Source organism: Paenibacillus sp. FSL R5-0341 (genome assembly GCF_037975235.1).
Lineage (GTDB): Bacteria > Bacillota > Bacilli > Paenibacillales > Paenibacillaceae > Paenibacillus > Paenibacillus amylolyticus_A.
In genome coordinates this window covers 4,411,206-4,436,634 of sequence record NZ_CP150241.1, presented here as the reverse complement: position 1 = coordinate 4,436,634, position 25,429 = coordinate 4,411,206, and the positions used below count along the sequence as shown (strand labels likewise).

Here is a 25,429-nt window from a genome sequence, read left to right as displayed (position 1 = left end):
CATAATAAGTAAACGCCAACCCGGATATCCGGATCGGCGCTTACTGTGTCACACATACGACTTGTGCATCTATTTAGAAATGGGGAAGTTGGTCCAGGTTGTTGGTTGGGTCACCGTCGGCATCACCGCGAATGTACATTTCGCCATCCTTACCTTTAAATACATTCACACCGGCAATAGCGCCAGCCTTTACTTCTGCAAGTGCTTGCTGATAATCCAGTACACGTCCTGCTGAAGTCTGAAATGCTGTCAGGTCACCATCGCCATTTTTCTGTACGGCTGTGAAACTCTCGCGTGTCGTTTGATCCATGATGTCACACTCTCCTTATATGACGAGATAGGAATCTGCTTACCTGATTAGCCTATCCGATTTCGTCGGAAGTATGCACCATATACTGATAAAGACCTGCCGACGCCGAGGGTTTACAAGCTCTTTCTCATACGAACATGCAGAATATCTGCATCATAAAAAGGTTCTTCCGAAATCACTTCATAACCCAGTTTTTCATAGAATTTCTGAGCCTGACATTGTGCATCGAGTACAGAATAGGTTAAGCCAAGTTCACGTGCCCGCTCTTCCATGGCCAACAGAAGCACTCGTCCATAACCAAATGAACGATGAGACTCAAGCACCGCGATCCGCTGCATTTTGGCCGTATCCTTGCTGTAATAGATCAGACGTCCCGTGGCAACAGCCTGCCCATCCGTACTTAACAATACATGATGTACATCAGGACTGATGACATCATATTGATCAATTTCAATCTCGGCAGGCACCTGTTGCTCGATCACAAAAACGTGATGGCGAATCCCCAAGGCTTGCTCCAGTTGTTCTTCCGTCGTTACATAACTAATCTCAGCTGCCAATTCCATTCCTTCTTTCTGCTCTTGCGCGACATATCAGACTGAATTATACAAAAAAATGCTTTTCCTGTATAGTTAAGTCTGGAACATATTGGGAGAGGAGGAACTAGCGATGGGCATGGCAGGCATCATGGTAATTACATTGCTAATGTCGGCGGGAATGATTGCTCTGTTGTATTACGTGACCAAGAAAGCATACTCACGGAAGTGGGATGAAGATGAGTAATTCACCTGTTAACCTTCACGGTAGGACTTCACTGCTCCCTCGTGGAGAATATACATCTTGAATCACAGATTTGGAGTACACGTCTAGCCAGACAGGCAGAGAATCACCATTTTCATTGGGCTGGTGTAATTGTTGAAATTGTACTGTATGTTCATCCCGCTCCAAGCCGCAACCAGTAACGGTTGTAATGAGAATCACAAGCCCAGCAAAGAGAAAGAAGCATTTGGTAAATGTATGTTTATTGGACTTTGACCGTTTTGTTGAGTTTCTCATAGGGAATTCACCTCGTTGTATAAATGGGAATCTTTCCTTTATTGTGCACCATTTCGGGTGAATTATAACCAAATAAATGATTGACAATGAACACGGTTACTTGATATGATACTGTTACTTGATTGGGAAACAATTATATATCATGATCTGTTAGCTCAGCTAAAGATAGTAGTATGATCGTTATGGATACATCTTAATTATTACAGGGCGATAGCTCAGCGGGAGAGCATTATCTTGACAGGGTAAGGGTCGTGGGTTCGATCCCCACTCGTCCTATATGTAAAATTAAAGGCAACTTCTTTTGAGAGTTATATCTCAAGAGGGGTTGCCTTTTTTATATAATATTATCGCCACCTCCAATAATATGTGTAGGTGGTTTTTGTTGATAATAAATATACTTAATGGTACAATTTGGATAAAATAAAGCAGTGAAAGTAGTTACGTCTATCGATAAAAATATTACAGAAAAAAGATATGGTGGTTGATGGAATGGGACAAATAAAGCGTGTTGCGGCACTATATCGAGTGTCCACAAAAAGTCCGATGGACGGGAACGATATTCCAATGCAACAACGAGCATGCAGGAAGATGGTAGAGAAACAAGAGGGATGGAAGCTAGTTAAGGAATATACCGAAAAAGGGGTATCAGGTTTTAAAGTACCTGCCTCGAAGCGTGATGTTATCCAAAAGGCTAAAGAGGATGCTGAGAATGGTTTATTCGATGTCTTGTTGGTATTTATGTTTGATAGGCTTGGAAGAAAAGATGATGAGACTCCCTTTGTACTTGAGTGGTTTGTAAACAAAGGGGTAGAAATGTGGTCTGTAATAGAAGGTCAGCAAAAAATTGAAGCATACACCGATCGGATGGTTAACTACTTAAGATTTTGGCAGTCAAGCGATGAAAGTAGGAAGACCTCTGAACGAGTCAACGAAAAACATATACAGATGGTCGAAGATGGTATTTTTAGGGGAGGAGGTATTCCCTACGGGTATAAAATTGTTGATTCCGGTAATGTAAATAAAAAAGGGAAAGCACTGCAAAAACTGTGCAAGCACGAAGAAGAGTCAAAGAACGTACAAGAAATATTTCGACTAGTGCTTAAAGAAGGTTACGGACAATTAAGAATAGCTAAACTTCTAAACGAAAAAAATGTTCCGACAAGAAAAGCAAAACAATGGGGTGCTCCTACTGTAAACGTTATACTTAAGAATCCAATTTACAAAGGAGTAATGAGATACAGAAAAGAAGAAGGAGACGATATCTTTTCAAAACCAATCCCTGAATTAATGATAGTTTCAGAAGAGGATTGGAATAGTGTGCAGAATATAAGGGATAAAAAGAACCCTAAGAATCCAAACAGAAATGAAAATTCCATTCCCATAAGCACTAAAGGAAGTTTACTTTTAACTGGAATAGCCAGATGCGGTTGTTGTAATTCTAGATTGACCACGACTACATTTGTAAATAAATACAAAGCAGCTAATGGAGAAATAGTCAGATACAATCAGAATAAAAGTTACCGTTGTAGTGGAAAATTGCAAGGAAAGACGGATTGTAACGGACAGGCAACATTTTCTTCAAAGAAGGTAGAGAGACAAGTCTTAGAAAGAGTGGATGTATACTTAAGTCAACTCAGAACAATAGATTTCCAATCAGAAATTGAATCATTAAAAAAGAAGGTTTCTAATGAAGAAGAGGAAAAAATTAAAACAATGCAAAATTTACTGGAAGAGAACTACGAGGAGCTTGTGACATTAAACGCTGAGGTTCCAAAATCTATAATGGGTAAGAGCGCATTCAAACCAGAAATGCTCAATGGTCTTATCGAGAAAAAAGAAAACGAAATTCAGAAAACTACTGAAGACATTAAGGGAATAGAGCAATTGTTATCCTCCAAAAAAATGGAGATATCAGAGATGGAGGCTCTAAAAGATGATCTCCCAGTTTGGGGGGAGATATTTACAAATGCATCTACAGAAAAGAAGAAAATGATGTTAAGCACATTGCTAGAGGTTGTCTACATTAGCAAAGATAAAATATTGGTTGAAATCAAGGGTGGAATAAAAGAATTACTCGGTTATCTATACAGAGAGAGTAAGGATATCAAGAGCTCACTTATTTGACAGGGTAGGGGTCAGTGGTTCGAGCCCACTACAGATCATACACGAGAAGCCTTACGATGTAAGGCTTCTTTTCTTTTTTATGAACTGTGAAGAAGGCGTAAAATAAGTTTTGGGGACAGATGGGGGACGAAATGAAAAATTCCTTATTACCTCAGCGCCACAGACAATTCACCTTACTCTTACTTAGATAAATGATTTAGTTTTGGTCACTAAAAACGGTAAGGCTTTTTCTATATATTGTTCTGCCGGAGGAGACCCATGATTTAACCAATCCACGGACGCTGCGTAAATTTCTGCACCGATCTTTAAAGCTTTTGAATCAAGATTAGCGTGTTGTTTTAGTAATAGAGAATAGAATAAGTTTTCCAGATTTCTATTTATTTTTTGTTCGGCGATTGTTCTAAATGATTCATAGCTCATTTTGGAATATTAGGCTGCAAGATGGGCATGATGCTTTAACAGAAAGGCAACTTCATGAATATACTTATCGGGAGAAAACAATAGGAGGGATTAATATGAAGGATCAACATTATCCGGGCGTACCCATGAAAAGGAGATTTGCTGATCACCATGGCAAGGGAAGTAAAGGAATCAACAAAATGAAAGCGTATTCATATAATGATGACATTCGCCCTATCATTCGTATTACTCAGGAGCCGGCTGCGAATGTGGGTAATGTTGTTGATTGTTCAATCCTATTAAAAGACAGTTTATATTTGTCACCGGTAAATGGTAATACCCTGCTCACGAAGGAGTTGAGTTTCCATGTCCATGGCTGAAAATATTGCTCAGGCAGCACTCGATGCAGCGATGAAGGCGAACAGGGCCATTGCGCCATACGATTATTGCGATGCAGAATCCAGACGGATGTACACACCTCAATTTGATAAAAAAATGGACAATCCTATATATACCGCTGCCATGGCGGGTCTTCAATCGATCTATTGGTTTCGGGCGATCAAGGTAAAGGGACTTATCCCTAATGCCAAAGCAGATTATTATGCCACGTATTCTACCAATCACAATAACATCGGAGGAATTGGACTAGCCTACTCGAACAATCCGACAGGACCCTGGACCAAACACGGACAGGTATATCTGGATACCGTGGTTGGGAATTCGACGGAAACGCCATTCGTGATCTGGAACGATGAAGAACAATTGTTCTTCATGTACTATCAACAAAACGGACTGGGGATCAATCAATCGACGGCACTTGCGACCTCTGTAGACATGATTAACTGGACAAGAGTGGGTTTGATTCTGGACAAACCTCCAGGTTTCCCAGGTGATGGTCATACCGGATACTTCTCGTGCTTTAGAAATGGGGGCAAATGGATCGGTTTCTCGGTGATGGGCGGCGGTGATTTCGGCCGTAAATGTATCTGGCATTCTCATGATGGGCGCAGCTGGCTAGCTGATCCTAGACCATTAATGGGTGGTAATGATGCCACTTTAAACCCGGGTGAAAACATTTCGAGACCCAATGCTGGTGTTTTTATGTACAAAGGGAGCATGTGGTGGCTCGGCATGTTATCGGCTTATGCTTCCGGTGGGGTTACGACCGTAGCTCGGCCTGCTATTGCCAAGATCAGCGCAGACTTTCGTCAACTGCTGGACAAACCTTCAGATATACATTTTCCGGCATTGAATTGGGAAACGACAAACATGCAATCCATGATGGTGTCCGTTATGGACGGAGTAGTGTACGTGTATTACAATACCGATCATAATATCGGTGTAGCCTATTCGGTGGGGGTGTAGAGATGGTTATACGTGATGCAGCGGGTCAGATCGTGCCATTTGGAAAAGTTCACAAACAGCTTGTGGCCGATTTTCTTCATGGAACGTTACCGGATTGGCTTGAGGTGGTGGGTACACCTACGTTTGAGCCTTTGCCCGACAGAGGGACCATTACAGTTACAACACCGGCAACCGCAGGAGCCTCGGCAGAGTTGAAAATGAAACATCTGATTGACAGCTCGAAAGTAACAGCCATTGCAGTCACTTTGGAAGCGTTACAATTGAACGGGAACATTGGTATTTCAGTTCAGCTTGGCATTAAATCGATAGATAGCAAGGCCGGAATCACGTTTTTTCAGAACGTCAATCAGAAGTATGGTATGGTTCGTGCCTATAAAGCAGATGGAACGTATACCGATTTCAAGCAAAACATGGTGTTCTTCACCACACATGGCGTAGCAGGAGATGAGGCACAGAACCGTAAGAACCTGACTGTGCTGCTCTGCACCGGATTACAGTTCTCAGCTGGGTTCGAGAGACCGTCCGTATGGCTTGGTGCGGATGACCAGTATGGCGGTGTTGCTGCTGATCTCAGTGGTGGGATATTCCAACATGGAAATTTGCAATGTCTGTTGAAACTGACCACAAGCCCCGCAGAGGCCAAGTATTTCAAATGTGCACAGATGAAAGTGGATATCTGGAGTAACTGATTGGAATGCTGAAGAGTATAAATCAATTAACTGCATGGATTGGTAAAAAGACATACTTGCAGGAATGAGGTACCTAAACACGGACGCTTTGAAAAAGAAGTGTAGTGTTCGGGTACCTTTTTATTTAGAGAAGATTCATGATTGTACCGCCTGCTGCACCAGCAACGACAACGATCCACGGTGGTACTTTCCAGAAAACGAGCATTAGAAACAACATGCATACGAGTGCAAAATCAACAGGAGTCAGGATTGCAGTTGTCCAGAGCGGATCGTATAACGACGCCAACAAAATACCTACAACGGCTGCATTAATGCCGATTAATGTTCCTTGAATTTTCGGGCTTTTACATAAAGAATTCCAGAAGGGCAATGCTCCTACGATCAGAAGGAATGCTGGCAAAAAGATAGCGATCGTTGCAACCAAAGCACCTGGGACCCCGCGCATCATCGCACCTAAATAACTGGCAAAGGTGAACAATGGTCCAGGTACAGCTTGTGCTGCTCCATATCCCGCCAAAAAGTCGGACTTATTAATCAGACCTGTAGGGACGAATTCACGTTCCAGTAACGGAAGGACAACATGCCCTCCACCAAATACAAGTGAACCTGAACGGTAGAAGCTATCAAAGAATAACAGCCATCCCGAACGATCAAATGGTGTGAGTACAGGGAGAAGAATCAGGATTCCAAAGAACGTAGCCAAACAGAATATTGCCAAGTTACGACTCACAGGGATAGACAAGTCTACTGTCTGAATGCCTGTCATTTTTCTAAAATGGATCATACCTACCATGCCTGCAATAACAATAAAAAGGATTGGAGTGAACGCAGTTGGCCACACAAGGGTCGCCGCTGCAGTAAATATAGCGATGGTTGCCCTGTAACGGTCAGGAGTTAGTTTTTGCCCCATGCCCAATATCGCTTGAGCAACAATAGCTACTGCCACAATCTTAAGGCCGTGAATCCAGCCAGTACGGCTGATATCAAATCCTTGTAGAAGGAAAGCGAACAAAACTAACGCAATGACAGAAGGAAGTGTAAAACCAAGCCATGCTATCAGTCCCCCCAGCAAACCGCCCCGGATGATGCCAATTCCAATCCCGACTTGACTGCTGGCAGGACCGGGCAAAAATTGACATAGCGCAACTAAATCTGCATAGCTTCGTTCATCCATCCATTTTCTACGACGAACATATTCTTCATGAAAGTAACCGAGATGAGCGGTCGGTCCTCCAAATGAAGTCAGGCCGAGTTTGGTGGATACAGCCAACACCTCAGAAAGTGCCCTGACTTTATTAGGTTTGGGCTTGTCCGGGGTTAGGAATGAATTATGCTCCAAACGTGTTATTCCTCCTTAACGGTTCGACTTAGATTATCTGATGGATGAAAGTTAAAGAAGAATACATTTCCTCTACCGATAACTACATTATAATTCTCCTCATCGCTATTCATTTAAACGCAGCATTAAACTATATTATTTTTATATAAACTATTTACATGCGCAATTTAATTGTGTACAATGTAATTGTTAGCGATACAAAATAGATCGAAATGTAGTCAAAATAAATCTAAAAAACTAAAGGAGTTTTCAAACATGAAAACATTATATGAAACAACAGTCATCAATACAGGCGGACGTCAAGGAATCGTACAATCGCCAGATAACGTGTTTATGTTGGATGTTGCTGCACCACCTGAACTCGGAGGACAAGTGACGACAGCTACCAATCCGGAGCAGTTGTTTGCAGCGGGATATAGTGCTTGTTTTAACTCCGCACTGGAGTTTCAATTGAAGAAACACAAAGTTGAAATTGAAAGAAGTACCGTAGCTGCTACTGTAATGTTGGTGACGGACTCTGAGGACAATGGCGTGAAGCTTCAAGTCGATTTGGAAGTTAAGATTCTCGGTCTGGATGAGGAAACAGCACAGAAATTTGTGAAACTTGCCCATGACTACTGCCCATATTCCAAAGGAATTAAAGGGAACGTGAATGTTAACGTGGAACTGGCGTAATCATTGAAACTAATTGTTGTTATAAGAAGCCTCCGAGAAATCGGAGGTTTTTTGTATTGTTTTGCTCTGCTGTAAGAAGTGCTTTGCCCGTAAAAAGCAATCATAATGATTGTTATATACCCATAGGGGGTATAATGAAGGGTATAACTGGAATTAAAGGAGTGCAAAACATGAAAAAATATTTACTGACCCTATCGACTATATTGATTGCAAGCAGTTTGATTTTGAGTGGATGTGGCAAGGAGACTCGGCAAACTATTGAAAGTAACGATGACAGTCATACAGCTGCCGCAGGTGAGATGCACCATTCTGAATCGGGAGAGCTACCGGAAGGAATGCGGGAAAAAAACAACCCTACCTTCCCAGTAGGAAGCCAGGCGCTGATGAGTGCCGACCACATGTCAGGCATGAAGGGTGCGAAAGCAAAGATCGTTGGAGCCTATGAAACTACGGTATATGCAGTTACGTATACGCCAACAACAGGCGGAGATCCCGTGCAAAATCATAAATGGGTTATCCATGAGGAAATACAGGACCATAAGGAACAACCGTATGCGGCAGGCTCTGAGGTAGTGTTGAGCGCTGATCACATGAAAGGGATGAAGGGTGCGAAGGCCATTATTGATTCTGCTGAAGAGACAACGGTATATATGGTTGATTATACACCCACAACAGGAGGAGATCCCATGCATAATCACAAATGGGTCACGGAAGAAGAATTGACGGCTATCCAATAGAACTATTTGTATGAAACAGCCCTTTTTATGCAGAAAAATCAAATTCTTACTCTATTATGGGTTATAATGGTATTAGGATTAAACAAAGCTGCTGAAAGGGGCATGTACTTATGATGGATTTTAGCAAACCACCCCATGGCTCTGAGACCGATACACACCGTCAGCGTCATCAAGAGAATGAACAGAAATACCTGTCCGGAGGGAAGGGCATTTGGTACGAAATCAGTAACTGGCTCATTCTGGGAGGCATCCTACTTGTCATATTCTTATTATTTAAATACGTTTTCTAAGTGCATCAATTGTGACTATACTAAACTATTGTAAATCGCAAAGTGTGTTGATATACATCATAAGGAAGCAAAAGAGCCAAGTTTTAATAGGCTCTTTTTTTGTTATGACGTTATTGAAAGTTAAAAATAATAACAAATGACAAAAATCAATAATTGTCATTTGTTATCGAGTGTGTTAATCTAATCTCAATGGAGGTGGCAAGTGGATGGTGTTAACCATCTCGTTCATATGGTAAAAGACAAAACTTCTGAATTTCTCACCAAAGAGCAGATTATTGCAGCTACGCAGGAAACGATAAGACGCTTCGGTGCTGCTAAAACATCCGTCACCGATGTCGCCAAATTGCTCGGAGTCAGTCATGGAACGATATATAGGCATTATGCCAGCAAGAAGGAATTGCTTGAAGGTGTCACTGAACAATGGCTCGAAGATGAAATCATCACACCTTTAACTTTGGTAACTCAGGATGAGAACAACACAAGGGAAGGCATACATCATCTGAAAGTATATATAGAAACATTAATACATCTTAAACGTCATTATGCTGGGTCAGATCCCGAATTATTTGAGATGTATGCGCGGGTTACGCAGGAATCAGCTGATCTGATCCGCAAACATGTAGAACATCTTATACACCATTTGAGCGAAATTATTCGACAGAATCACCAGTTTAAGTTCAGTGATCCTAAGGTAACAGCAACGGCTATTCTTCATGCAACGGCTCGTTTCCATCATCCGGCACATGCCTATGAATGGCACAGCGATGCGATAGATGATGAATTTGCACAAGTATGGTTATTAGTCGAACACGGTTTATCTAATATGAATGAAGAAGGTGGGAGATCGAATGAATAAACTAACAGGTAAGGTTGCTGTGGTCACAGGATCGTCGCGAGGTATTGGGCGTGCCATTGCGGAGCAACTCGCGGAGCTCGGAGCCGATGTGGTGATTAATTATGCAAGTCGTCCGGACAAAGCAGAAGAGGTAGCAAAGATTGTTCGGCAAAAAGGAGTTCGTGCCATTACCGTGCAAGCGGATTTGGCGAGGAAGGAAGATGTGGAACGTCTGTTTTCCGAAACGATCAGCGAGCTTGGCAAAGTGGATATTTTAATCAATAATGCAGGCATCATGAAGACAACTCCTCTAGCGGAAGTGACAGAGGAAGAATTTGATCAGCAGTTTGCCATTAATGTCAAAGGCACGTTCTTTGCTTGCCAACAAGCGCTTAAACATATGGAAGATGCAGGACGTATCGTGAACTTTTCTACCTCGGTAACAGGACAGATGTTTCCTGGGTACAGTGTGTATGCAGGGACCAAGGGGGCGGTAGAGCAGATCACCCGTCAACTCGCCAAGGAGTTTGGTTCCAAACAGATTACGATTAATGCAGTCGCACCAGGTCCGGTCAACACGGAGTTGTTCTCGGTTGGCAAGACGGAGCAACAGCTGGAAGGAATCCGTAAAATGAATGCATTCGGTCGTCTGGGTGAGCCGGAAGACATCGCAAGTGTCATTTCATTTCTGGTAGGCCCGGAGTCTCAATGGGTTACGGGTCAGACGATCCGAGTGAATGGTGGCTTTATTTAACATAACTGAAATCAAGAAGTTTGATCATTCCATTTGACACACAACCGGGCGAATCCCCATATGATGCATTACATCAGTAAGCACTTGGGGAAATGGGGAATCCGGGATGGCAAAGGCAAAAGGAAAGAAAGCTCCCGCGTTAAAGAGTGACAAAATTCGTGTATCCATGAAGTTGGTGACTTCGGATGTATGCGAGAGATGCAAGACACCATGTACACGAGGAATGGATTACGCTGCACGTATGAGAATTGAAGGGGCACTAGGCAAGGGTGTTCCCTGTATTTTGACCCGCCATACTTCTTCGTAACTCTTCGTATAATCCCGTATATATAACAATAATAGGACAGAGGCATCCTTTAATGAGGATCGCCTCTTTTTGAGTACTCCAAGGGGTGGAAAAAAATCTGGATAAAAAATGAAAAATGATGAAAAACAGCGCAACTTTGTGGATGAATCTGCAGTATAAATGTACAACAGCTAGCAGCAGGGGAGGGAATATTGACGGGATGAAATGGAAACGAATATTGCTTTGTGTCACGGTATTCTCCTTGCTCGGCGGGTCTTTATTGTTTGCAGATTCGGTGAACGAGAAGATTCGAGTTCTCATTAACGGCAAGGAAGCAGCTGATGGAGGTTATCTCATTGATGGAACGACCTATGTACCTGTAAGGGAAACCGGAGGCGTCGTCAAATGGGATAGCAGCAACAAGAGAGTAACGGTGATCAAACCGAATGTACATATTTTTCTCTTCAAGGGAGACACTGTATTTGGCAACGTTAATGTAGGTAAGTTGAAATTCAATGTATTTTCACAAGTGGACAGTCTGACAGCTGATGTAGCTGCTGTGAAAGTTACGATCACTAATCCGAGCGGTCAGGTGAAAGATATCCAGTCCCAGGAGCTTACGACCCAGAAGGATAACTTCTGGTTCCGCACATATGATTTTACGTACGATTTCAGTCGTGCTGGCAAGTACCAGGTAGGCTTTCATATTAAAGAAAATGCAAACAGTAGCTACGTCCTGGTAGCGGAGAAAATCATTACAGCGCTGAACGATTGAAGCGAAAGTAACGCTGCCCTTTTAAATTGACCTAGGTCATTGAACATGTTACGATATGCAAGGTTACACAATTTCTATTTATAAAGCGAGGTATTTCAATGAGCGATCACACACATGAACACGGCGATGGCTGCGGATGCGGGCAAGACCACGACCACGACCACGAGCATGAAGAAGTCCTTCTCACATTAACAGACGAGAACGGCCAAGACGTGGAGATGGTTTTGGTGGAGACGTTTGACGTGGAGAAGCATGTTTATGCGCTCCTGCTGGAACGTAACAATCCTGAAGCTGACGGCATCATCCTGCGTATGGAAGAAGAAGACGAGGAAATGGTGCTCTACAATATTGAAGACGAAGAAGAGTGGAACCGCGTTGAAGCGGCTTACAACGAACTCGTTGCATCACAAGAATAGTCATTCTTTTGGAACATAACATGAAGGCTCCTTGATTTCAGGGGGCCTTTTGTTTGTTCTCAAGAGGAAGACGAGCATTTTCATGACCGGTTTGAACGACGAAATAGACGGGAAAATGCAAACTCACTTATCCCATAAAATAAAAAAGGACCAAGCTTAGGGCTTGGTCCTTTACGTTCATCCCATTTACAGCGCAAATGGGGTTGTTTTAGAAAATGGCATCGGCTTCCACGATCACTTTAACGTTGGTTACGCTGCGATCTTCGGGGCCTTTGACAGGCAATCCAACTTCGACATGATCAATGATGTAGTCGATGTTCTCTTGGGTAATAACCTCACCCGGTAACAGGATTGGAATACCTGGCGGATACACATAGATGAATTCCGAAATAATACGTCCTGCGGATTCCTTGAACGGAATGACTTCGGTATCACCGTAGAATGCATCACGTGGAGTCAGCATCAACTGTGGAATATCCGGAACTTTAACCACCAGTTCATGGGCCGGGTTCACTTGATAATACGTACGGGAGAGATCCTGCAAAGCGTTCAGCAAGATATCTACGCTGTCATCCGTATCTCCTGGCGTGATGAGACACAGAATATTGTACATATCACTAAGTTCGACCTCGATGTTGTAATGTTCGCGCAGCCAGTTCTCTGTCTCATATCCTGTAATACCCAAGTGGCGGACATGGATCGTCACTTTGGTTGGATCATAGTTGAAGGTCGCTTCTGTACCTAGCAGTTCTTTGCCGAAGCAATACAGTCCATCCATATCGTTAATCGAACGTCTGGCAAACTCGGCTAGTTCAATCGCCTTCTGTGCAATCTCACGACCGTGGAGAGCCAGGTTACGTCTTGATGTGTCGAGTGAAGCAAGCAAAATGTATGAAGTTGATGTTGAGGTGAGCAGACTCAGAATCGTCTGTACACGCTGTGGATTCACGAACCCGTTCTTCGTGTTCAGGTTGAGTACGGAGCTCTGTGTCATGGAGCCACCAAGCTTGTGGACACTGGTTGCAGCCATATCGGCACCTGCTGCCATCGCTGACAACGGCAGATCCTCATGGAAATGAATAAGTACGCCATGTGCCTCATCAACAAGTACAGGGACTTGATAGCTATGTGCAAGCTCAACAATCTCTTTTAGATCGGTAACTACACCGTAGTAGGTCGGGTTAATCACGAGCAATGCCTTGGCATCTGGATGACGCTCAAGTGCGCGACGGATAGACTGTGTAGTCACTCCGTGATCAATACCCAGATTGACGTCTTGTGAAGGAGAAACAAATACAGGTTTGGCGCCTGAGAAAATTATGGCGGACAAAACCGATTTATGCACATTACGGGGCACAATAATTTTGTCACCCGGTGTACATACAGACAGAATCATGGTCATGATGGCACTGCTTGTGCCTTGTACACTAAAATAGGTATAATCGGCTCCGAAGGCATCTGCTGCCAGGATCTGTGCTTCCTGAATGACACCGGTAGGCTGATGCAGGTCATCCAGCGGTGCGATGTTAATCAAATCTATGGAGAAGGCATTATCGCCAATAAATTCACGGAATTCGGTATCCGCTCCCAATCCTTTTTTATGGCCCGGAATATGAAACTGTACCGGATTGAGTGCCGCATGATTTTTTAAAGCGGTAAACAGCGGCGTACGGTGGTGATTCATCAGTGCTGTCACAACCCTTCCTAATAAAATTGGTAAACAAAGATGAGTATAGCAAATTAAGAACCGAATGCAACAGTATAATCGACAATTTTTTAAATTGCCGAGATTTGGGCACATTCCCCACGGTTACACTAAGGATAGGGAATAGGTTAATGAACGCCGAAAGGGGAAAAAGAATGCAAACCGACACAAAACCAGCCAAAATTTTGCGATCACCATTTTTTATCGCGATGTGGTTGACACTTTTTCTAGTTGAAATTATCAAAGGAGCCCTGTTGGTAGCTGTTTTGCCCGTGTATATGGACAATATTCTGGGTCTGTCCGCAGGTGTTATCGGTGTAGCCTTTGCGCTTCAATATCTGGGAGATAATCTGTTCCGGGCGCCTTCCGGCTGGGCCGCAGAACGGATCGGCTTTCGTGCAACGATGGTTACAGCACTAATCTGTACCTTAATCGCTGTTATTATGATCCTTTTTCTTAAAAGCGCCTTTGGACTGGCCATGGCCTGTCTGATCCTTGGTGTTGGTACGTCACCGCTCTGGCCTTGCGCCATGACAGGGGTGACTGCGATGTCAGGCCCACAGAACAAAAATGGTACAGCAATGGGAGCGCTGGAGATGGCCGCTTTGGGCGGCACAGGGCTTGGACCCGTGGGCATGAACTGGTTGCTGGAGCGCACGCATCATGATTATCGAACCATATTTCTCGTGCTGATGGGATGTGCCATTCTAGTTATCCTGGTAGCCATGATTCTTCCCGGACGTGTCATCGTCGAAGGAGAGCATGCCGAGCAAGCAGCGAAGAATGGAGATGTGAAGTATCCAGCCAAACCGAATCTGCTCACGCCGTTCATCCGGCTGCAAAAGAGTGTGAAGGGCACATTGCAACGGGTGCGCAGCACGCTTAATGTCAATCCGCTGGTGTATCCTGCCTTGTTTATGCAGTCGTTTGTCATCGGGCTGCTCAGTCCGGTAATTACGTTATACACACGCACAGACCTGCACATCTCACCGAACCTATACAGTTTGTTGCTGATTGCGGGCGGTGGAATAACGGTTATTGCCTTACTGCCTGTTGGTAAAATGGTAGACAGGTTCGGCACCAAACCGTTCCTGAACGTTGGTTTTTTGATGGCGGCAGCGAGTCTGTTCGCATTCTCCTCCATCACATCCATTCCGGTGGTGTTTGGTGTTGTCATGCTGGTGGGAATTAGTTATGCCATGATTTTGCCAGCCTGGAATGCTTTTGTAGCCACACTGATTCCCAAAGGGGAGCGGGGAGCAATCTGGGGATTTTTCCTTACACTACAAGGATCAGGAATGGTTGTAGGCCCCATTGTTTCCGGACTGCTGTGGGATCACGTTAGTCATCCGGCTCCATTCATCGGCAGTGCCATCGTCATGGCAGGACTTGCCGTCGTGCATTTTGTATTATCTCGGAATCCGTTCCGTACTGCTCCGGCCAAATAAGCAATAGAAAAGGGAGTTCCGTCAACCATCGTGGTTGTGGAACTCCCTTTTTCGCGTCCATAATATCAACAAAATCGGGGGCTTGCCCCTGTGCTCCTGCGGAAAGCTGCAATCCTGCGGCCCTTTCGGTGAAAAATAGTCAAATAACCAAGTACCCTTACATAAAATGAAGTATAAAATAGGGTAAGCCGATTGAGTAGAAGCGATTGAAGACGAGGGCCGGAGCAATTCCGGTACAGATGGAGGGAGTGCCGTGAATAAGAGTTATGAAGTTGAATATTGCAATCTGGAGCTGCGGTTCAACCGTCGGCATATCCAAAATTTGATCAAAGACCTTATTCGTGAGGGGTATTCACTATATTGGAGCGAGGATGAATCCTTTTTTATCCTGTCTGTCCGTACTGGCCGCAAGCTGGTAAAGCTCCGTTTTCAACAGACACGCAGTGGTAACTATAAGATGACAGGTGATTACATTATCAAGGACGCGAAGCTTGCAGAGTGGCTGGAGAAGCTGATTGGAGATACACGCGGGCATGCGGTTGTGAAGCGGTTCAAGGATCAGCAGATGACCGTGGAGAACATTTTATTCGGTGAAGTTATTCGGCTCGTGGAAGTGTCCGGGTTCAAACAGCGTGTTATTTTTCAAAAGGAACCTGCGCCGACGGCGGAAGAGATGGAAGAAATGTTCCTCTCGCGCGAAGGCGAAGAGCGACTCATGTTGTTACGCATGGAAGTGGACGATGAACTGGAGCGCCTGTATACGGCTGTTCAGCTGAATAATACGGAAAAGGCAAATGCCTGCCGCGAAGCATTGAAACAGTTGTCTGGACATCTGTTAATGCTGGAAGGTTGATGAATATTTCTTTTGAAAGTCATCTATACCAAAGCCCCGGCGCAAGCCAGGGCTCTATTTTTGTGCCTAACGGGCATCACGGACGACAGGGGTCGACGATAGAATATTGCGAGCTTTCAATCCAGGCATCAAATTCATCCAATCCTTGGGTGAGCAACAGGTTGGCTTCGAAAGAAGTGATGGGTACTGCCCACAGTAATGCTACCGTCTCATGACCCACATGAATCTGTTCGAGGGATTCTTTTTCTCCCCGCAATTCATCAATGAGAAAGGCATTCGCATTCCATCGGGCTGGTGCTAATCCGCTTGATTCCATCACACGGGGAACCGTCGAATCCGGCACATTTTCGATGTGATGGGAGATCAGATCGACCAGGTACGTGTTGACACGCTCCACCTCTTCACCGCCAAGATCCGGTTGCAGCGCAAGCATCCATTCAGCAGCTACAAGCTCTCCTGAGGGCCGCGTTGCCTGAGACAACCCTACCGTCACGAATCTTGCGATGCCAGATTGAATTGTGGCAGGAAAATAATAGATTTCTACATGAATGTTTCTTTCTGGCTTCGAAAGAATGATCCTGAGCTCTGGCACCCCCCATTCATTCATATACGCCCCCAGAAGAAATGTTCTTCGAATATCCAGGGAAAACCGTTCCTCTTTTGAGAACTGCTCTAACGCCATTATGTACAATCCTCCTTTTTGTTCGAACTTCATTGGATATAATTATAGCATTGTACAATACAATATTGGATTACTTTGGCATGATGTATTGCCTTCACGGTTCTATTTATGAAAATACGATGAACACCTCAGCAGATTGGGGTGTTTTATCGTTGCGTAACGGTGTCACGGGGTTCACTTCTATACATAAAACCGTTAAAATAGGAGTATTGTTGAGAATTCATTTCAATAAAATTAATTGGAGCAAAGGATGGAGGACCAGATGACAAAACAACAAATCGGCGTAATTGGCCTGGCTGTCATGGGCAAAAATTTGGCCCTTAACATTGAAAGCAGAGGTTTCTCGGTATCGGTATATAACCGTTCCCCGGAGAAAACCAATGATCTTCTGAAAGAAGCTGAAGGTAAAAACCTGACAGGCTCATTCTCCATTGAAGAGTTCGTAGCATCCCTGGAATCCCCGCGCAAAATTTTGATCATGGTACAAGCCGGCAAAGCGACCGACGCTACCATTGAACAACTGCTTCCTCACTTGGATGAGGGCGACATCATCATCGATGGAGGGAACGCATACTTCCCTGATACGCAACGTCGCAGCAAAGAGTTGGAAGACAAAGGCATTCGCTTCATCGGTACAGGTGTATCCGGTGGTGAAGAAGGCGCATTGAAAGGCCCTTCAATCATGCCAGGTGGACAGGAAAGTGCTTATAAACTGGTTGAACCGATTCTGACGGCAATTTCGGCCAAAGTCGGTGACGATCCATGTTGTACATATATTGGACCTGACGGTGCCGGACATTATGTGAAAATGGTGCATAACGGTATCGAGTACGGAGACATGCAGTTGATTGGTGAAGCTTACCACTTGCTCAAATCCGTATTGAACGTTTCCGTTGAAGAGCTGCACGCGATCTTTACGGAATGGAATCAAGGAGAGCTGGATAGCTATCTGATCGAAATTACGGCAGATATCTTCTCCAAATATGATCCGGAAACTGGTAAACCAATGGTTGATGTCATTCTGGACGCTGCAGGACAAAAAGGAACTGGTAAGTGGACAAGCCAAAGCGCGTTGGATCTCGGCGTACCATTGTCCATGATTACGGAATCCGTATTCTCCCGTTTCCTTTCTGCCATGAAGGACGAGCGTGTAGCAGCTAGCAAAATCCTGAGTGGACCAGCGACTGAAGCGTTCTCCGGGGACAAAAAAGCATTCATCGAGAGCGTGCGTAAAGCCCTCTTCGCAAGTAAAATCGTATCCTATGCACAAGGATTTGCACAAATGCGTGCAGCTTCCGATGAGTATGGCTGGGATCTGAAATACGGCAACATTGCCATGATCTTCCGTGGTGGTTGCATCATCCGTTCGCAGTTCCTGCAAAACATCAAGGAAGCTTATGATAAAGACGCAGCTCTGAAAAACTTGCTCTTGGATCCTTACTTCCAAAATATCGTTGAGTCTTATCAAGGCGCATGGCGTGAAGTTGTAGCGGCTGCTGTACAACAAGGTGTTCCGGTACCAGGCTTCTCCAGCGCTCTTTCTTACTACGACAGCTACCGTACAGAGCGTTTGCCAGCAAACTTGCTGCAAGCACAACGTGACTACTTCGGTGCTCACACGTTCAAACGTGTGGACAAAGAAGGCAGCTTCCACCACAACTGGATGGAGTAGTACCACATATACAAGTCTATTAGATTTGGCTAGTGCCCCTTTAAGTGGCAGCTTTGGCCTGTTGAAAGGCTCATAAAGAGGTTTGGTGTTCCGGTTATTGCCGGTTAACGCCAGGCTTCTTTTTTATAAATAAGCTCATTGGAGTTCGTTATGTTGCTGGATGGTCCAACGGAAGTCGGTAAGGAGATGGTCTTTCCCAGTCCGCAGGGCTGTGTTATGATAGGACAAAAGTGCTCACGAATTGCTTGAATTAAAGGAGTGTACACCTTGAGCAAGTCTAACAATATTATTCTCATTGGCATGATGGGAACTGGCAAATCTACCGTCGCTGACATGCTTGCACGCGAGCTTGGCTACCGATTGATTGATGTGGACGCCGCGGTGGAAAAAGAGGAAGGCTGTACGATTCCAGAACTGTTCACTGACAAGGGAGAGACGTATTTCCGTGATGCCGAGAGCCGTATGTTGTGCTCGGTACTGGAGAAAAAGTCACAGGTCATTGCGACCGGAGGTGGCGTGGTGCTGCGTTCGGATAATTGTGACGTGATGTCGAAGAATGGCTGGGTTGTTGCCCTGACTGCTGATCCAGCAGTGATTGTAGAACGTGTTAGCGGCTGTGACAATCGTCCGCTTCTTGCAGGCAATGCAGAGGAACGTATCAAGACGATTATGGAAGAACGGAAAGACGCATATCGGTTCGCGCATTATACAGTGGATACAACCGAGTTATCCGCTGCTGAAGTGACTCGTTTAATTTTAGTGCATTACCGCGTCTAAGCTTGTGATCGTCGAAGTTTGTTGGTTGATAGATAGGTGGCGGATATAACAAAACGGGCCATATGGCCCGTTTCTAGTAGTGGAGTAGAGGTCACAAGGTTACAATGACTTAGCTCCGCTCCGAGTTTTTCTAGTCTTCCTGTTGCCATTGAAGCATGCCGCCAATCATGTTCGTACAGCCTTCATAGCCCAGTTGCTGCAGATATTCACAGGCACGTTCACTGCGGTAACCACTACGACAGATGAATACAATCTCGCCTGACTTATCAATCTCAGACAGTCGGTCCGGAATCTGTCCAAGCGGGATATGCTTAGCTCCTTCGATCATGCCTTGTGCCACTTCATCGTCCTCGCGGACGTCTATCATCTGCAGCTTCTCTCCTGCCTGTAAACGGCGGCGCAGCTCAGATGTTTCAATTTCAGCTATTTGTGTCATATTCAGGTCCTCTTTTCTGTATGGACTTAACGCCTATAATGATACCCAAGCGATGCATGGAATGTCAATTTGGCCACAATATAATTAATGAAGGAGAATTTCATCCATGGACGTTATTGTTAAACCAACCCCTACCCTGAACGGGGAAATCGGAGCTCTGTCCTCCAAAAACTACACGACTCGTTATTTGCTGGCTGCTGCGCTGGCAGAAGGTACAAGTACCATTCATTTCCCGGCACACAGTGAAGACAGTGACGCCATGCGCAGATGTATTCGCGATCTGGGGGCAGTGCTTGAAGAAGACGACAGCAAGATTGTGATCCAAGGCTTTGGCAGTCATCCCCGTGATGTGCGTGAATTGAATGTAGGCAATGCGGGTGCAGTACTTCGTTTCCTGATGGGCGTTACAGCGCTTTGTCCTGAAGTTACTTTTGTGAATACGTACCCGGATTCGCTCGGCAAACGCCCGCATGATGACCTGATCGATGCGCTTGGTCAACTGGGTGTAGAAGTACAACATGAACAAGGGCGCCTGCCGATTACGATCAAAGGTGGCAATGCCAAGGGGGGACACATTCGTGTATCCGGCTCCGTTAGCTCCCAATATCTTAGCGCATTGCTGTTTGTTACGCCTTTGCTTGCAGAAGACAGCACCATTGAAGTGCTGAATGACCTGAAGTCCAAGGTCGTTATCGGACAGACCCTGGAAGTACTGGAGCAGGCAGGCATCGTTATCCATGCAAGTGATGATTACATGTCCTTCCGTGTACCAGGTGGACAGGCTTACCAGCCAACGACCTACACAGTTCAAGGGGACTACCCGGGCTCAGCAGCGGTTCTTGCCGCAGCAGCGGTTACACAGTCTGATGTGAAGATTTTGCGCTTGATGGAGCAGAGTAAGCAAGGTGAACGTGCCATCGTTGATGTGTTGCGTATGATGGAAGTGCCATTGACACATGAGAACGATGTCGTACACGTTCAAGGCAATGGTAGACTGAAAGCGATCGAATTCGACGGGGATGCCGCGACGGACGCCGTTTTGGCTATGGTAGCCGCAGCTGTGTTTGCGGAAGGCACGTCACGGTTCTATAATGTAGAGAACCTGCGTTACAAGGAATGTGACCGAATCACTGATTATTTGAACGAGCTGCGGAAGGCAGGAGCGAACGTCGAAGAGCGTCAGGCTGAGATTATCGTACACGGGCGTCCGGAAGGCGTTGAAGGTGGCGTTGAGATTAACGCTCATTACGATCATCGCGTAATTATGGCGCTTACAGTCGTTGGTCTGCGTTCCAAGGAACCACTTCGTATTCGGGATGCACACCATGTAGCCAAGTCTTATCCGCAATATTTCGATCATTTGCAGGCGCTTGGCGCCTCGGTTCAATGGGTAAAAGAGTAAATAACTGAAAACTGTCTTTTGAACACGCACTTTAATCAGAAAAGGATGGTGCTTGAACATGGAATTTAACAACCCTACTCGTGAAGAAATTGGACAACTTTTGCGCAAGGCAGGCAACATCGCAGTCGTCGGCTTATCAGACAAATCGGATCGCACTTCCTATATGGTAGCCGAAGCCATGCAGAGCAGAGGCTATCGCATCATCCCGGTTAATCCACAGGTGCAAGGTGAAATCCTTGGAGAGACGGTATATGCCACACTCGCGGATATTCCAGAGTCGGTAGACATCGTCAATGTCTTTCGTCGCGAAGAGTTTTGCGCGGATGTCGCTCGTGACGCTGCCGCCATCAAAGCGAATGTACTGTGGCTGCAGCTTGGCATCCATAGTGATGAAGCGGTCCAGATTGCTGCGGAGAACGGCATGACAGCGGTAACGAATCGTTGTATCAAGGTAGAGGATTCCATCGTTCTGCGCGGCGCTGGACGCGGCTGAGAGGCTCGTTCACCTGTGATCAGATGATCTCCTGATCTGTCCCAATTGAATGATTATAGGATGAATCCCGTTAACTTGAAGTTGACGGGATTTTTTCTGTTCTATTTTTGCCGTATTAATTACCAATTGGTTACTGTTTTACTTTGACAAAACGTTGCGTAAAGCTTACCATCTAGGATAGAAAGGAGAGGTCGCCATGAATTGGCTCGGATCCTTGCAGCAGCTCGGACGAGCGGTAATGCTGCCTACAATGGTCCTGCCCGCCGCCGCAATTTTGCTCAGTGTTGGCAGTCTGCCTTGGGACGCCTGGGGATTGGAAGTTGTCGGTGAAGTGTCTACCGTGGCCGGACACGGTATTTTTTATTTCTTGCCGTATTTGTTCGCTGTCGGTGTAGCACTGGGACTCTCCAACCAGGCCGGACAAGCGGGACTCGCTGCGCTGGCTGGTATCGTGATATATGATCAGGTCACTCGCAACTTCGGCGACGGCACCGTTCAGCCCGCTTCCTTAATCGGAATCATACTCGGCGCGCTTGCCGGGGGAATGCATAATCGCTTTAAAAGCATTAAACTGCCTGAAATTTTACAATTTTTCGGGGGTTCAAGGTTTGTTTTACTCATTGTTGGACTCTGTTCGGCACTGTTCTCCTGTTTTATGTTATGGCTTGCTCCGATCCTTCAGCATGGATTGAACGCCATCGCCACTTGGGAATACAGTCTCGGGGGTTTTGGGCTGTTCATCTACGGGGTGTTATACAGGGTGCTGGTCGCTTTCGGCCTTCATCACCTGCTTAACAATGTGTTTTGGTTCCAGTTAGGGACGTTTGAAACGCCTGATGGTAACATTGTGCAAGGTGATTTGCCTCGATTTTTTGCAGGTGATCCCACCGCAGGATTTTTTATGGCGGGTTTGTTTCCCATCATGATGTTCGCCATTCCGGCAATAGCCTTCGCTATTATTCAGGAAGCCAGGGAAGATCTGAAACCGAAAATCAAGAAAACCTTTCTGACATCGGCACTCGTTTGTTTTCTGACCGGGGTATCGGAGCAGATTGAGTTTGCTTTTTTGTTCGCCGCACCTTATCTGTTCATCGTGCATGCAGTCATGTCCGGTGTTGCCATGTGGATTAGCTACTGGCTCGATATTAGGCACGGGTTTTCTTACTCCGCAGGTATTATTGATTACATACTCAATTTCCATCTATCGGAGAATGCTTGGAAGCTCATTCCGGTTGGCATACTATATGGGCTGGTCTATTACTTCCTGTTCCGATGGGCGATTCGTACGTTCAAGATACCAACACCAGGACGTGAAGAGGGGTCCATGCTGGAAGATTGGGTAGGTAATATTCCTTATCAGGCACCTTTGATTCTCGAAGCATTGGGTGGAAAAGGGAACATTGTGCAGGTTGAAGCCTGTATTACGCGACTTCGCCTGACTGTTCATGATGACCGCTTGATCGACACGGGTGCCATGAAGAGTATGGGGTCCGCTGGACTGATTAAGCTGGGTGGCGGTAACGTACAGGTGGTATTCGGTACCTACTCGGAATTGATCCGAGAAGAAATCGCGAAACTGCTGGAAAGAGATCTGCAACAGGTTCTATTCTGTGCGCCCGTTCAGGGTAAAATGCTCCCAATCGAAGAGGTGCCGGATCAGATCTTTGCAGCCAAGCTTGTTGGGGATGGGGTAGCTTTTGTTCCTGAAAAGGGAGAGCTGGTCTCACCCGTCTTCGGAACGATTATGCACTTGTACCCGACCATGCATGCCCTGGGTATTTCCACCCGGGAGGGGCTTGAGGTGTTACTGCATATCGGCATCGATACCTCTCAGTTGAAAGGCCATTTTGAAGCTTTTGTTCAGGAGGGCGATACGGTGGAGCCAGGGCAGTTGTTGATCAAGTTCGATCTGGCAGTACTTCGCGAGCAAGCGGCATCACTGACAACACCAATGGTAATTACGAATCCAGATCGTGTAAAATCATGGAGTTTTGCTCCATTTAAGCAAGTTAAGAAAGGTCAGGCATCCGTTATGTCCGTGGTGCTCTATGACAGGAACGTTGGAGGGGTAGAATGAAGATACAAGGCATCAACGGAGCTGCAGGCATAGCCATCGGCAAAGCATTTGTCCTGCCCAGTTGGGAATGGGATCTGCCGGATCAGAAGATGGATTCGGTGGATCTCGCCCAGGAGTTCGAACGGTTGTATGAGGGCATACGGACATCTAAGGATGAGATCGAATATATCAAAAATGAGTTTAAGGAAGTCGTTGGTCCAGAGGAGTCCAGTATTTTTGATGCACATCTGGCAATCCTCGAAGATCCGGTATTCATGAACGAAATTCGCGGTATTATCGAACGCCAGTACAAGGCAGCAGAAGTGGCGGTCAAAGAAGCCATTGACCATTTTGTCACGATGTTTGATCTGCTGGAAGATGAGTATATGAAGGAGCGGGCTATTGACATCAAGGATGTGGGTAACCGTCTGCTCAAGCATTTGCTTGGCGCGCCAGAGATTACACTTCCTTCGGATACCCAGCCTTATGTACTCGTTGCCAAAGAGCTGTCGCCATCTCAACTGGCACATCTAAATCCCACTCATGTGCTAGGCATTGTAACCTTAATTGGCGGGAAAACATCACACTCTGCGATTATGGCTCGTGCACTCGGCATTCCTCTCGTTTCCGGCCTGGAAGCGAGTCTTGGCATGCCGGTAGAGACAGGGGATATGCTTGTGGTAGATGGTGACAATGGCTTGGTATTTACCGATCCGGACCGCAAGACGATTGAACGGTATACGATGCTGCGCAGCAAGCAACTGAAGAAAAAGGAACAACTTCAAGTGCTTGCTACAGTAGATGCCGTAACTAAAGACGGGGCCGTATTACACCTTGCTTCCAATATCAGTTCCGTGAAGGAACTGGACATGGCTTTAAAACATGGAGCGAAGGGCGTAGGCTTGTTCCGGACAGAGTTCCTTTATATGGACCGGGCTACGTTCCCGGGCGAGCAAGAGCAGTATGAGGTGTACCGCCTTGTGGCAGAGAAAACAGCAGGCCAATCCGTTGTCATTCGTACACTGGATATCGGTGGTGACAAGCAGCTCGATTATTTTGAATTGCCTGAGGAAGACAATCCGTTTCTGGGGTACCGTGCCATTCGCATTAGTCTGGACCGCAAGGATCTGTTCAAAACACAGCTTACAGCCATTCTGCGTGCCAGTGCTGCCGGTAATGTCAAAATCATGTATCCGATGATCTCTTCGGTGGAAGAGCTTCAGCAGGCCAATGAGATTCTTCGTGAGGCGATGTCCGATCTGGACGAGCGGGGACTGTCATACGATCCTCACATTCAGGTAGGGATTATGATTGAAGTTCCTGCAGCGGTGATGATTGCTGACCTTCTGGCTGAGGAAGCAGATTTCTTCAGTATTGGTACGAACGATCTGGTTCAATATGTATTGGCAGTAGATCGAATGAATGAGCAGATAGCTCATATGTATCATCCATATCATCCGGCTGTTCTACGGATGCTTCGTGCCACAGCGGATGCGGCTCACACCGCCGGAATTGATGTTAGTGTGTGCGGAGAGATGGCAGGGGACGAACGTGCCATACCGCTTTGGCTGGAGCTTGGCATCCGCCACTTGAGTATGTCTCCACAATCCCTGCTACGTGTGAAGCACAGAGTGCTGAATACAACTGCATCGGAAGCCAAAGAAGAAGCACGTAAGTGCTTCGCCCTGCGCACCAGCGGAGATATTGAGGAGCACCTACAGGTTTTTAATGATTCCACAGGTAGTCCAGACGAGCAAAGTGGTTCGAATGCATCATGAACTGGATAATTGGATATAAATACCTTTAAGTTAATATATTTACATTTGTGATAAATTATTGTTAAGAAACTTGTGATAGT

25 protein-coding genes and 1 tRNA gene are annotated in these 25,429 nt (G+C 45.6%); 19 read left to right on the top strand and 7 right to left on the bottom strand.

Going from position 1 to position 25,429, the window contains the following annotated elements; translation table 11 throughout:
• Positions 1 to 73: 73 nt before the first annotated feature.
• Together MKX75_RS19870 and MKX75_RS19865 are read right to left on the bottom strand one after the other, a co-directional pair.
• Positions 74 to 310: a DUF3892 domain-containing protein gene (locus tag MKX75_RS19870; RefSeq protein ID WP_017687389.1), complete on the bottom strand. Its 237-nt coding sequence runs from the start codon at positions 308 to 310 to the stop codon at positions 74 to 76.
• Positions 311 to 423: 113 nt separating this feature from the next.
• Positions 424 to 867: a GNAT family N-acetyltransferase gene (locus MKX75_RS19865; RefSeq protein ID WP_062836121.1), complete on the bottom strand. Its 444-nt coding sequence runs from the start codon at positions 865 to 867 to the stop codon at positions 424 to 426.
• A gap of 700 nt (positions 868 to 1,567) precedes the next feature.
• Between MKX75_RS19865 and MKX75_RS19860 the strand changes: the two genes are divergently transcribed.
• Positions 1,568 to 1,639, top strand: a tRNA-Val gene (locus MKX75_RS19860).
• Between the two features lie 198 nt (positions 1,640 to 1,837).
• Positions 1,838 to 3,487: a recombinase family protein gene (locus MKX75_RS19855; RefSeq protein ID WP_339166510.1), complete on the top strand. Its 1,650-nt coding sequence runs from the start codon at positions 1,838 to 1,840 to the stop codon at positions 3,485 to 3,487.
• 183 nt (positions 3,488 to 3,670) lie between these two features.
• Here the strand turns inward: MKX75_RS19855 and MKX75_RS19850 are convergent, their stop codons facing one another.
• Positions 3,671 to 3,907 carry a hypothetical protein gene (locus MKX75_RS19850; protein ID WP_339166509.1) on the bottom strand — a complete coding sequence of 79 codons (237 nt, stop codon included), beginning with the start codon at positions 3,905 to 3,907 and terminating at the stop codon, positions 3,671 to 3,673.
• Between the two features lie 95 nt (positions 3,908 to 4,002).
• Between MKX75_RS19850 and MKX75_RS19845 the strand changes: the two genes are divergently transcribed.
• Genes MKX75_RS19845 through MKX75_RS19835 form a run of 3 tightly spaced genes read left to right on the top strand, consistent with a single transcriptional unit; the run spans position 4,003 to position 5,940 of the window.
• Entirely contained in the window at positions 4,003 to 4,266 is a 264-nt protein-coding gene (locus tag MKX75_RS19845) for a hypothetical protein (RefSeq protein WP_339166508.1), read from the top strand.
• Positions 4,253 to 5,251: a hypothetical protein gene (locus MKX75_RS19840; protein ID WP_339166507.1), complete on the top strand. Its 999-nt coding sequence runs from the start codon at positions 4,253 to 4,255 to the stop codon at positions 5,249 to 5,251. The genes MKX75_RS19845 and MKX75_RS19840 overlap by 14 nt, the downstream gene beginning before the upstream one ends.
• Before the next feature lie 2 nt (positions 5,252 to 5,253).
• The gene (locus tag MKX75_RS19835; RefSeq protein ID WP_339166506.1) at positions 5,254 to 5,940 is read left to right on the top strand and encodes a hypothetical protein; all 687 of its coding nucleotides are present in this window, start codon (positions 5,254 to 5,256) and stop codon (positions 5,938 to 5,940) included.
• A gap of 124 nt (positions 5,941 to 6,064) precedes the next feature.
• On the opposite strand, the gene MKX75_RS19830 is transcribed toward MKX75_RS19835, so the two are convergent.
• Positions 6,065 to 7,279: a chromate transporter gene (locus MKX75_RS19830; protein ID WP_339166505.1), complete on the bottom strand. Its 1,215-nt coding sequence runs from the start codon at positions 7,277 to 7,279 to the stop codon at positions 6,065 to 6,067.
• A 255-nt stretch (positions 7,280 to 7,534) separates the two neighbouring features.
• Here MKX75_RS19830 and MKX75_RS19825 point away from each other — a divergent pair, with 255 nt between their 5' ends.
• The 6 genes from MKX75_RS19825 (at position 7,535) to MKX75_RS19800 (ending at position 12,047) form a co-directional block, all read left to right on the top strand.
• Entirely contained in the window at positions 7,535 to 7,954 is a 420-nt protein-coding gene (locus MKX75_RS19825) for an organic hydroperoxide resistance protein (protein WP_017687397.1), read from the top strand.
• A gap of 170 nt (positions 7,955 to 8,124) precedes the next feature.
• On the top strand, positions 8,125 to 8,691 hold the full coding sequence (locus MKX75_RS19820) for a YdhK family protein (protein WP_339166503.1): 567 nt from the start codon (positions 8,125 to 8,127) through the stop codon (positions 8,689 to 8,691).
• Between the two features lie 519 nt (positions 8,692 to 9,210).
• Positions 9,211 to 9,837 carry a TetR/AcrR family transcriptional regulator gene (locus tag MKX75_RS19815; RefSeq protein WP_339166502.1) on the top strand — a complete coding sequence of 209 codons (627 nt, stop codon included), beginning with the start codon at positions 9,211 to 9,213 and terminating at the stop codon, positions 9,835 to 9,837.
• A complete protein-coding gene (locus tag MKX75_RS19810; protein WP_339166501.1) occupies positions 9,830 to 10,570 on the top strand; it encodes an SDR family oxidoreductase in 741 nt (246 codons plus the stop codon). Before MKX75_RS19815 ends, MKX75_RS19810 begins: the two co-directional genes overlap by 8 nt.
• Before the next feature lie 506 nt (positions 10,571 to 11,076).
• A complete protein-coding gene (locus tag MKX75_RS19805; protein ID WP_062835395.1) occupies positions 11,077 to 11,631 on the top strand; it encodes a hypothetical protein in 555 nt (184 codons plus the stop codon).
• Between the two features lie 98 nt (positions 11,632 to 11,729).
• The gene (locus MKX75_RS19800) at positions 11,730 to 12,047 is read left to right on the top strand and encodes a DUF1292 domain-containing protein (RefSeq protein WP_036614722.1); all 318 of its coding nucleotides are present in this window, start codon (positions 11,730 to 11,732) and stop codon (positions 12,045 to 12,047) included.
• 208 nt (positions 12,048 to 12,255) lie between these two features.
• Here the strand turns inward: MKX75_RS19800 and MKX75_RS19795 are convergent, their stop codons facing one another.
• Positions 12,256 to 13,731 carry an aminotransferase class I/II-fold pyridoxal phosphate-dependent enzyme gene (locus MKX75_RS19795; RefSeq protein ID WP_062836119.1) on the bottom strand — a complete coding sequence of 492 codons (1,476 nt, stop codon included), beginning with the start codon at positions 13,729 to 13,731 and terminating at the stop codon, positions 12,256 to 12,258.
• Positions 13,732 to 13,907: 176 nt separating this feature from the next.
• Here MKX75_RS19795 and MKX75_RS19790 point away from each other — a divergent pair, with 176 nt between their 5' ends.
• Together MKX75_RS19790 and MKX75_RS19785 are read left to right on the top strand one after the other, a co-directional pair.
• Entirely contained in the window at positions 13,908 to 15,200 is a 1,293-nt protein-coding gene (locus tag MKX75_RS19790; protein WP_062835394.1) for an MFS transporter, read from the top strand.
• Between the two features lie 253 nt (positions 15,201 to 15,453).
• Entirely contained in the window at positions 15,454 to 16,053 is a 600-nt protein-coding gene (locus MKX75_RS19785) for a hypothetical protein (protein WP_062835393.1), read from the top strand.
• A gap of 76 nt (positions 16,054 to 16,129) precedes the next feature.
• Here the strand turns inward: MKX75_RS19785 and MKX75_RS19780 are convergent, their stop codons facing one another.
• Entirely contained in the window at positions 16,130 to 16,735 is a 606-nt protein-coding gene (locus MKX75_RS19780; protein WP_339166499.1) for a suppressor of fused domain protein, read from the bottom strand.
• Between the two features lie 262 nt (positions 16,736 to 16,997).
• Here MKX75_RS19780 and gndA point away from each other — a divergent pair, with 262 nt between their 5' ends.
• Positions 16,998 to 18,407: an NADP-dependent phosphogluconate dehydrogenase gene (gene gndA / locus MKX75_RS19775; protein ID WP_062835391.1), complete on the top strand. Its 1,410-nt coding sequence runs from the start codon at positions 16,998 to 17,000 to the stop codon at positions 18,405 to 18,407.
• Between the two features lie 267 nt (positions 18,408 to 18,674).
• The gene (locus MKX75_RS19770; protein ID WP_248278203.1) at positions 18,675 to 19,184 is read left to right on the top strand and encodes a shikimate kinase; all 510 of its coding nucleotides are present in this window, start codon (positions 18,675 to 18,677) and stop codon (positions 19,182 to 19,184) included.
• 130 nt (positions 19,185 to 19,314) lie between these two features.
• Here MKX75_RS19770 and MKX75_RS19765 read toward each other — a convergent pair whose 3' ends face one another.
• Positions 19,315 to 19,620, bottom strand: coding sequence for a rhodanese-like domain-containing protein (locus tag MKX75_RS19765; RefSeq protein WP_339166498.1), 306 nt, complete (start codon positions 19,618 to 19,620; stop codon positions 19,315 to 19,317).
• A 106-nt stretch (positions 19,621 to 19,726) separates the two neighbouring features.
• On the opposite strand from MKX75_RS19765, the gene aroA reads away from it, so the two are divergent.
• The 4 genes from aroA to ptsP all read left to right on the top strand — a co-directional run bounded on the left by aroA (position 19,727) and on the right by ptsP (position 25,349).
• Entirely contained in the window at positions 19,727 to 21,022 is a 1,296-nt protein-coding gene (aroA, locus tag MKX75_RS19760) for a 3-phosphoshikimate 1-carboxyvinyltransferase (RefSeq protein ID WP_145151207.1), read from the top strand.
• Positions 21,023 to 21,080: 58 nt separating this feature from the next.
• Positions 21,081 to 21,515, top strand: coding sequence for a CoA-binding protein (locus tag MKX75_RS19755; protein ID WP_339166496.1), 435 nt, complete (start codon positions 21,081 to 21,083; stop codon positions 21,513 to 21,515).
• Between the two features lie 196 nt (positions 21,516 to 21,711).
• Positions 21,712 to 23,592 (top strand): glucose PTS transporter subunit IIA, encoded by a 1,881-nt coding sequence (locus MKX75_RS19750; protein ID WP_076332393.1) that lies wholly within the window; start codon positions 21,712 to 21,714, stop codon positions 23,590 to 23,592.
• Positions 23,589 to 25,349 carry a phosphoenolpyruvate--protein phosphotransferase gene (ptsP, locus tag MKX75_RS19745; protein WP_339166495.1) on the top strand — a complete coding sequence of 587 codons (1,761 nt, stop codon included), beginning with the start codon at positions 23,589 to 23,591 and terminating at the stop codon, positions 25,347 to 25,349. Before MKX75_RS19750 ends, ptsP begins: the two co-directional genes overlap by 4 nt.
• Positions 25,350 to 25,429: the final 80 nt, after the last annotated feature.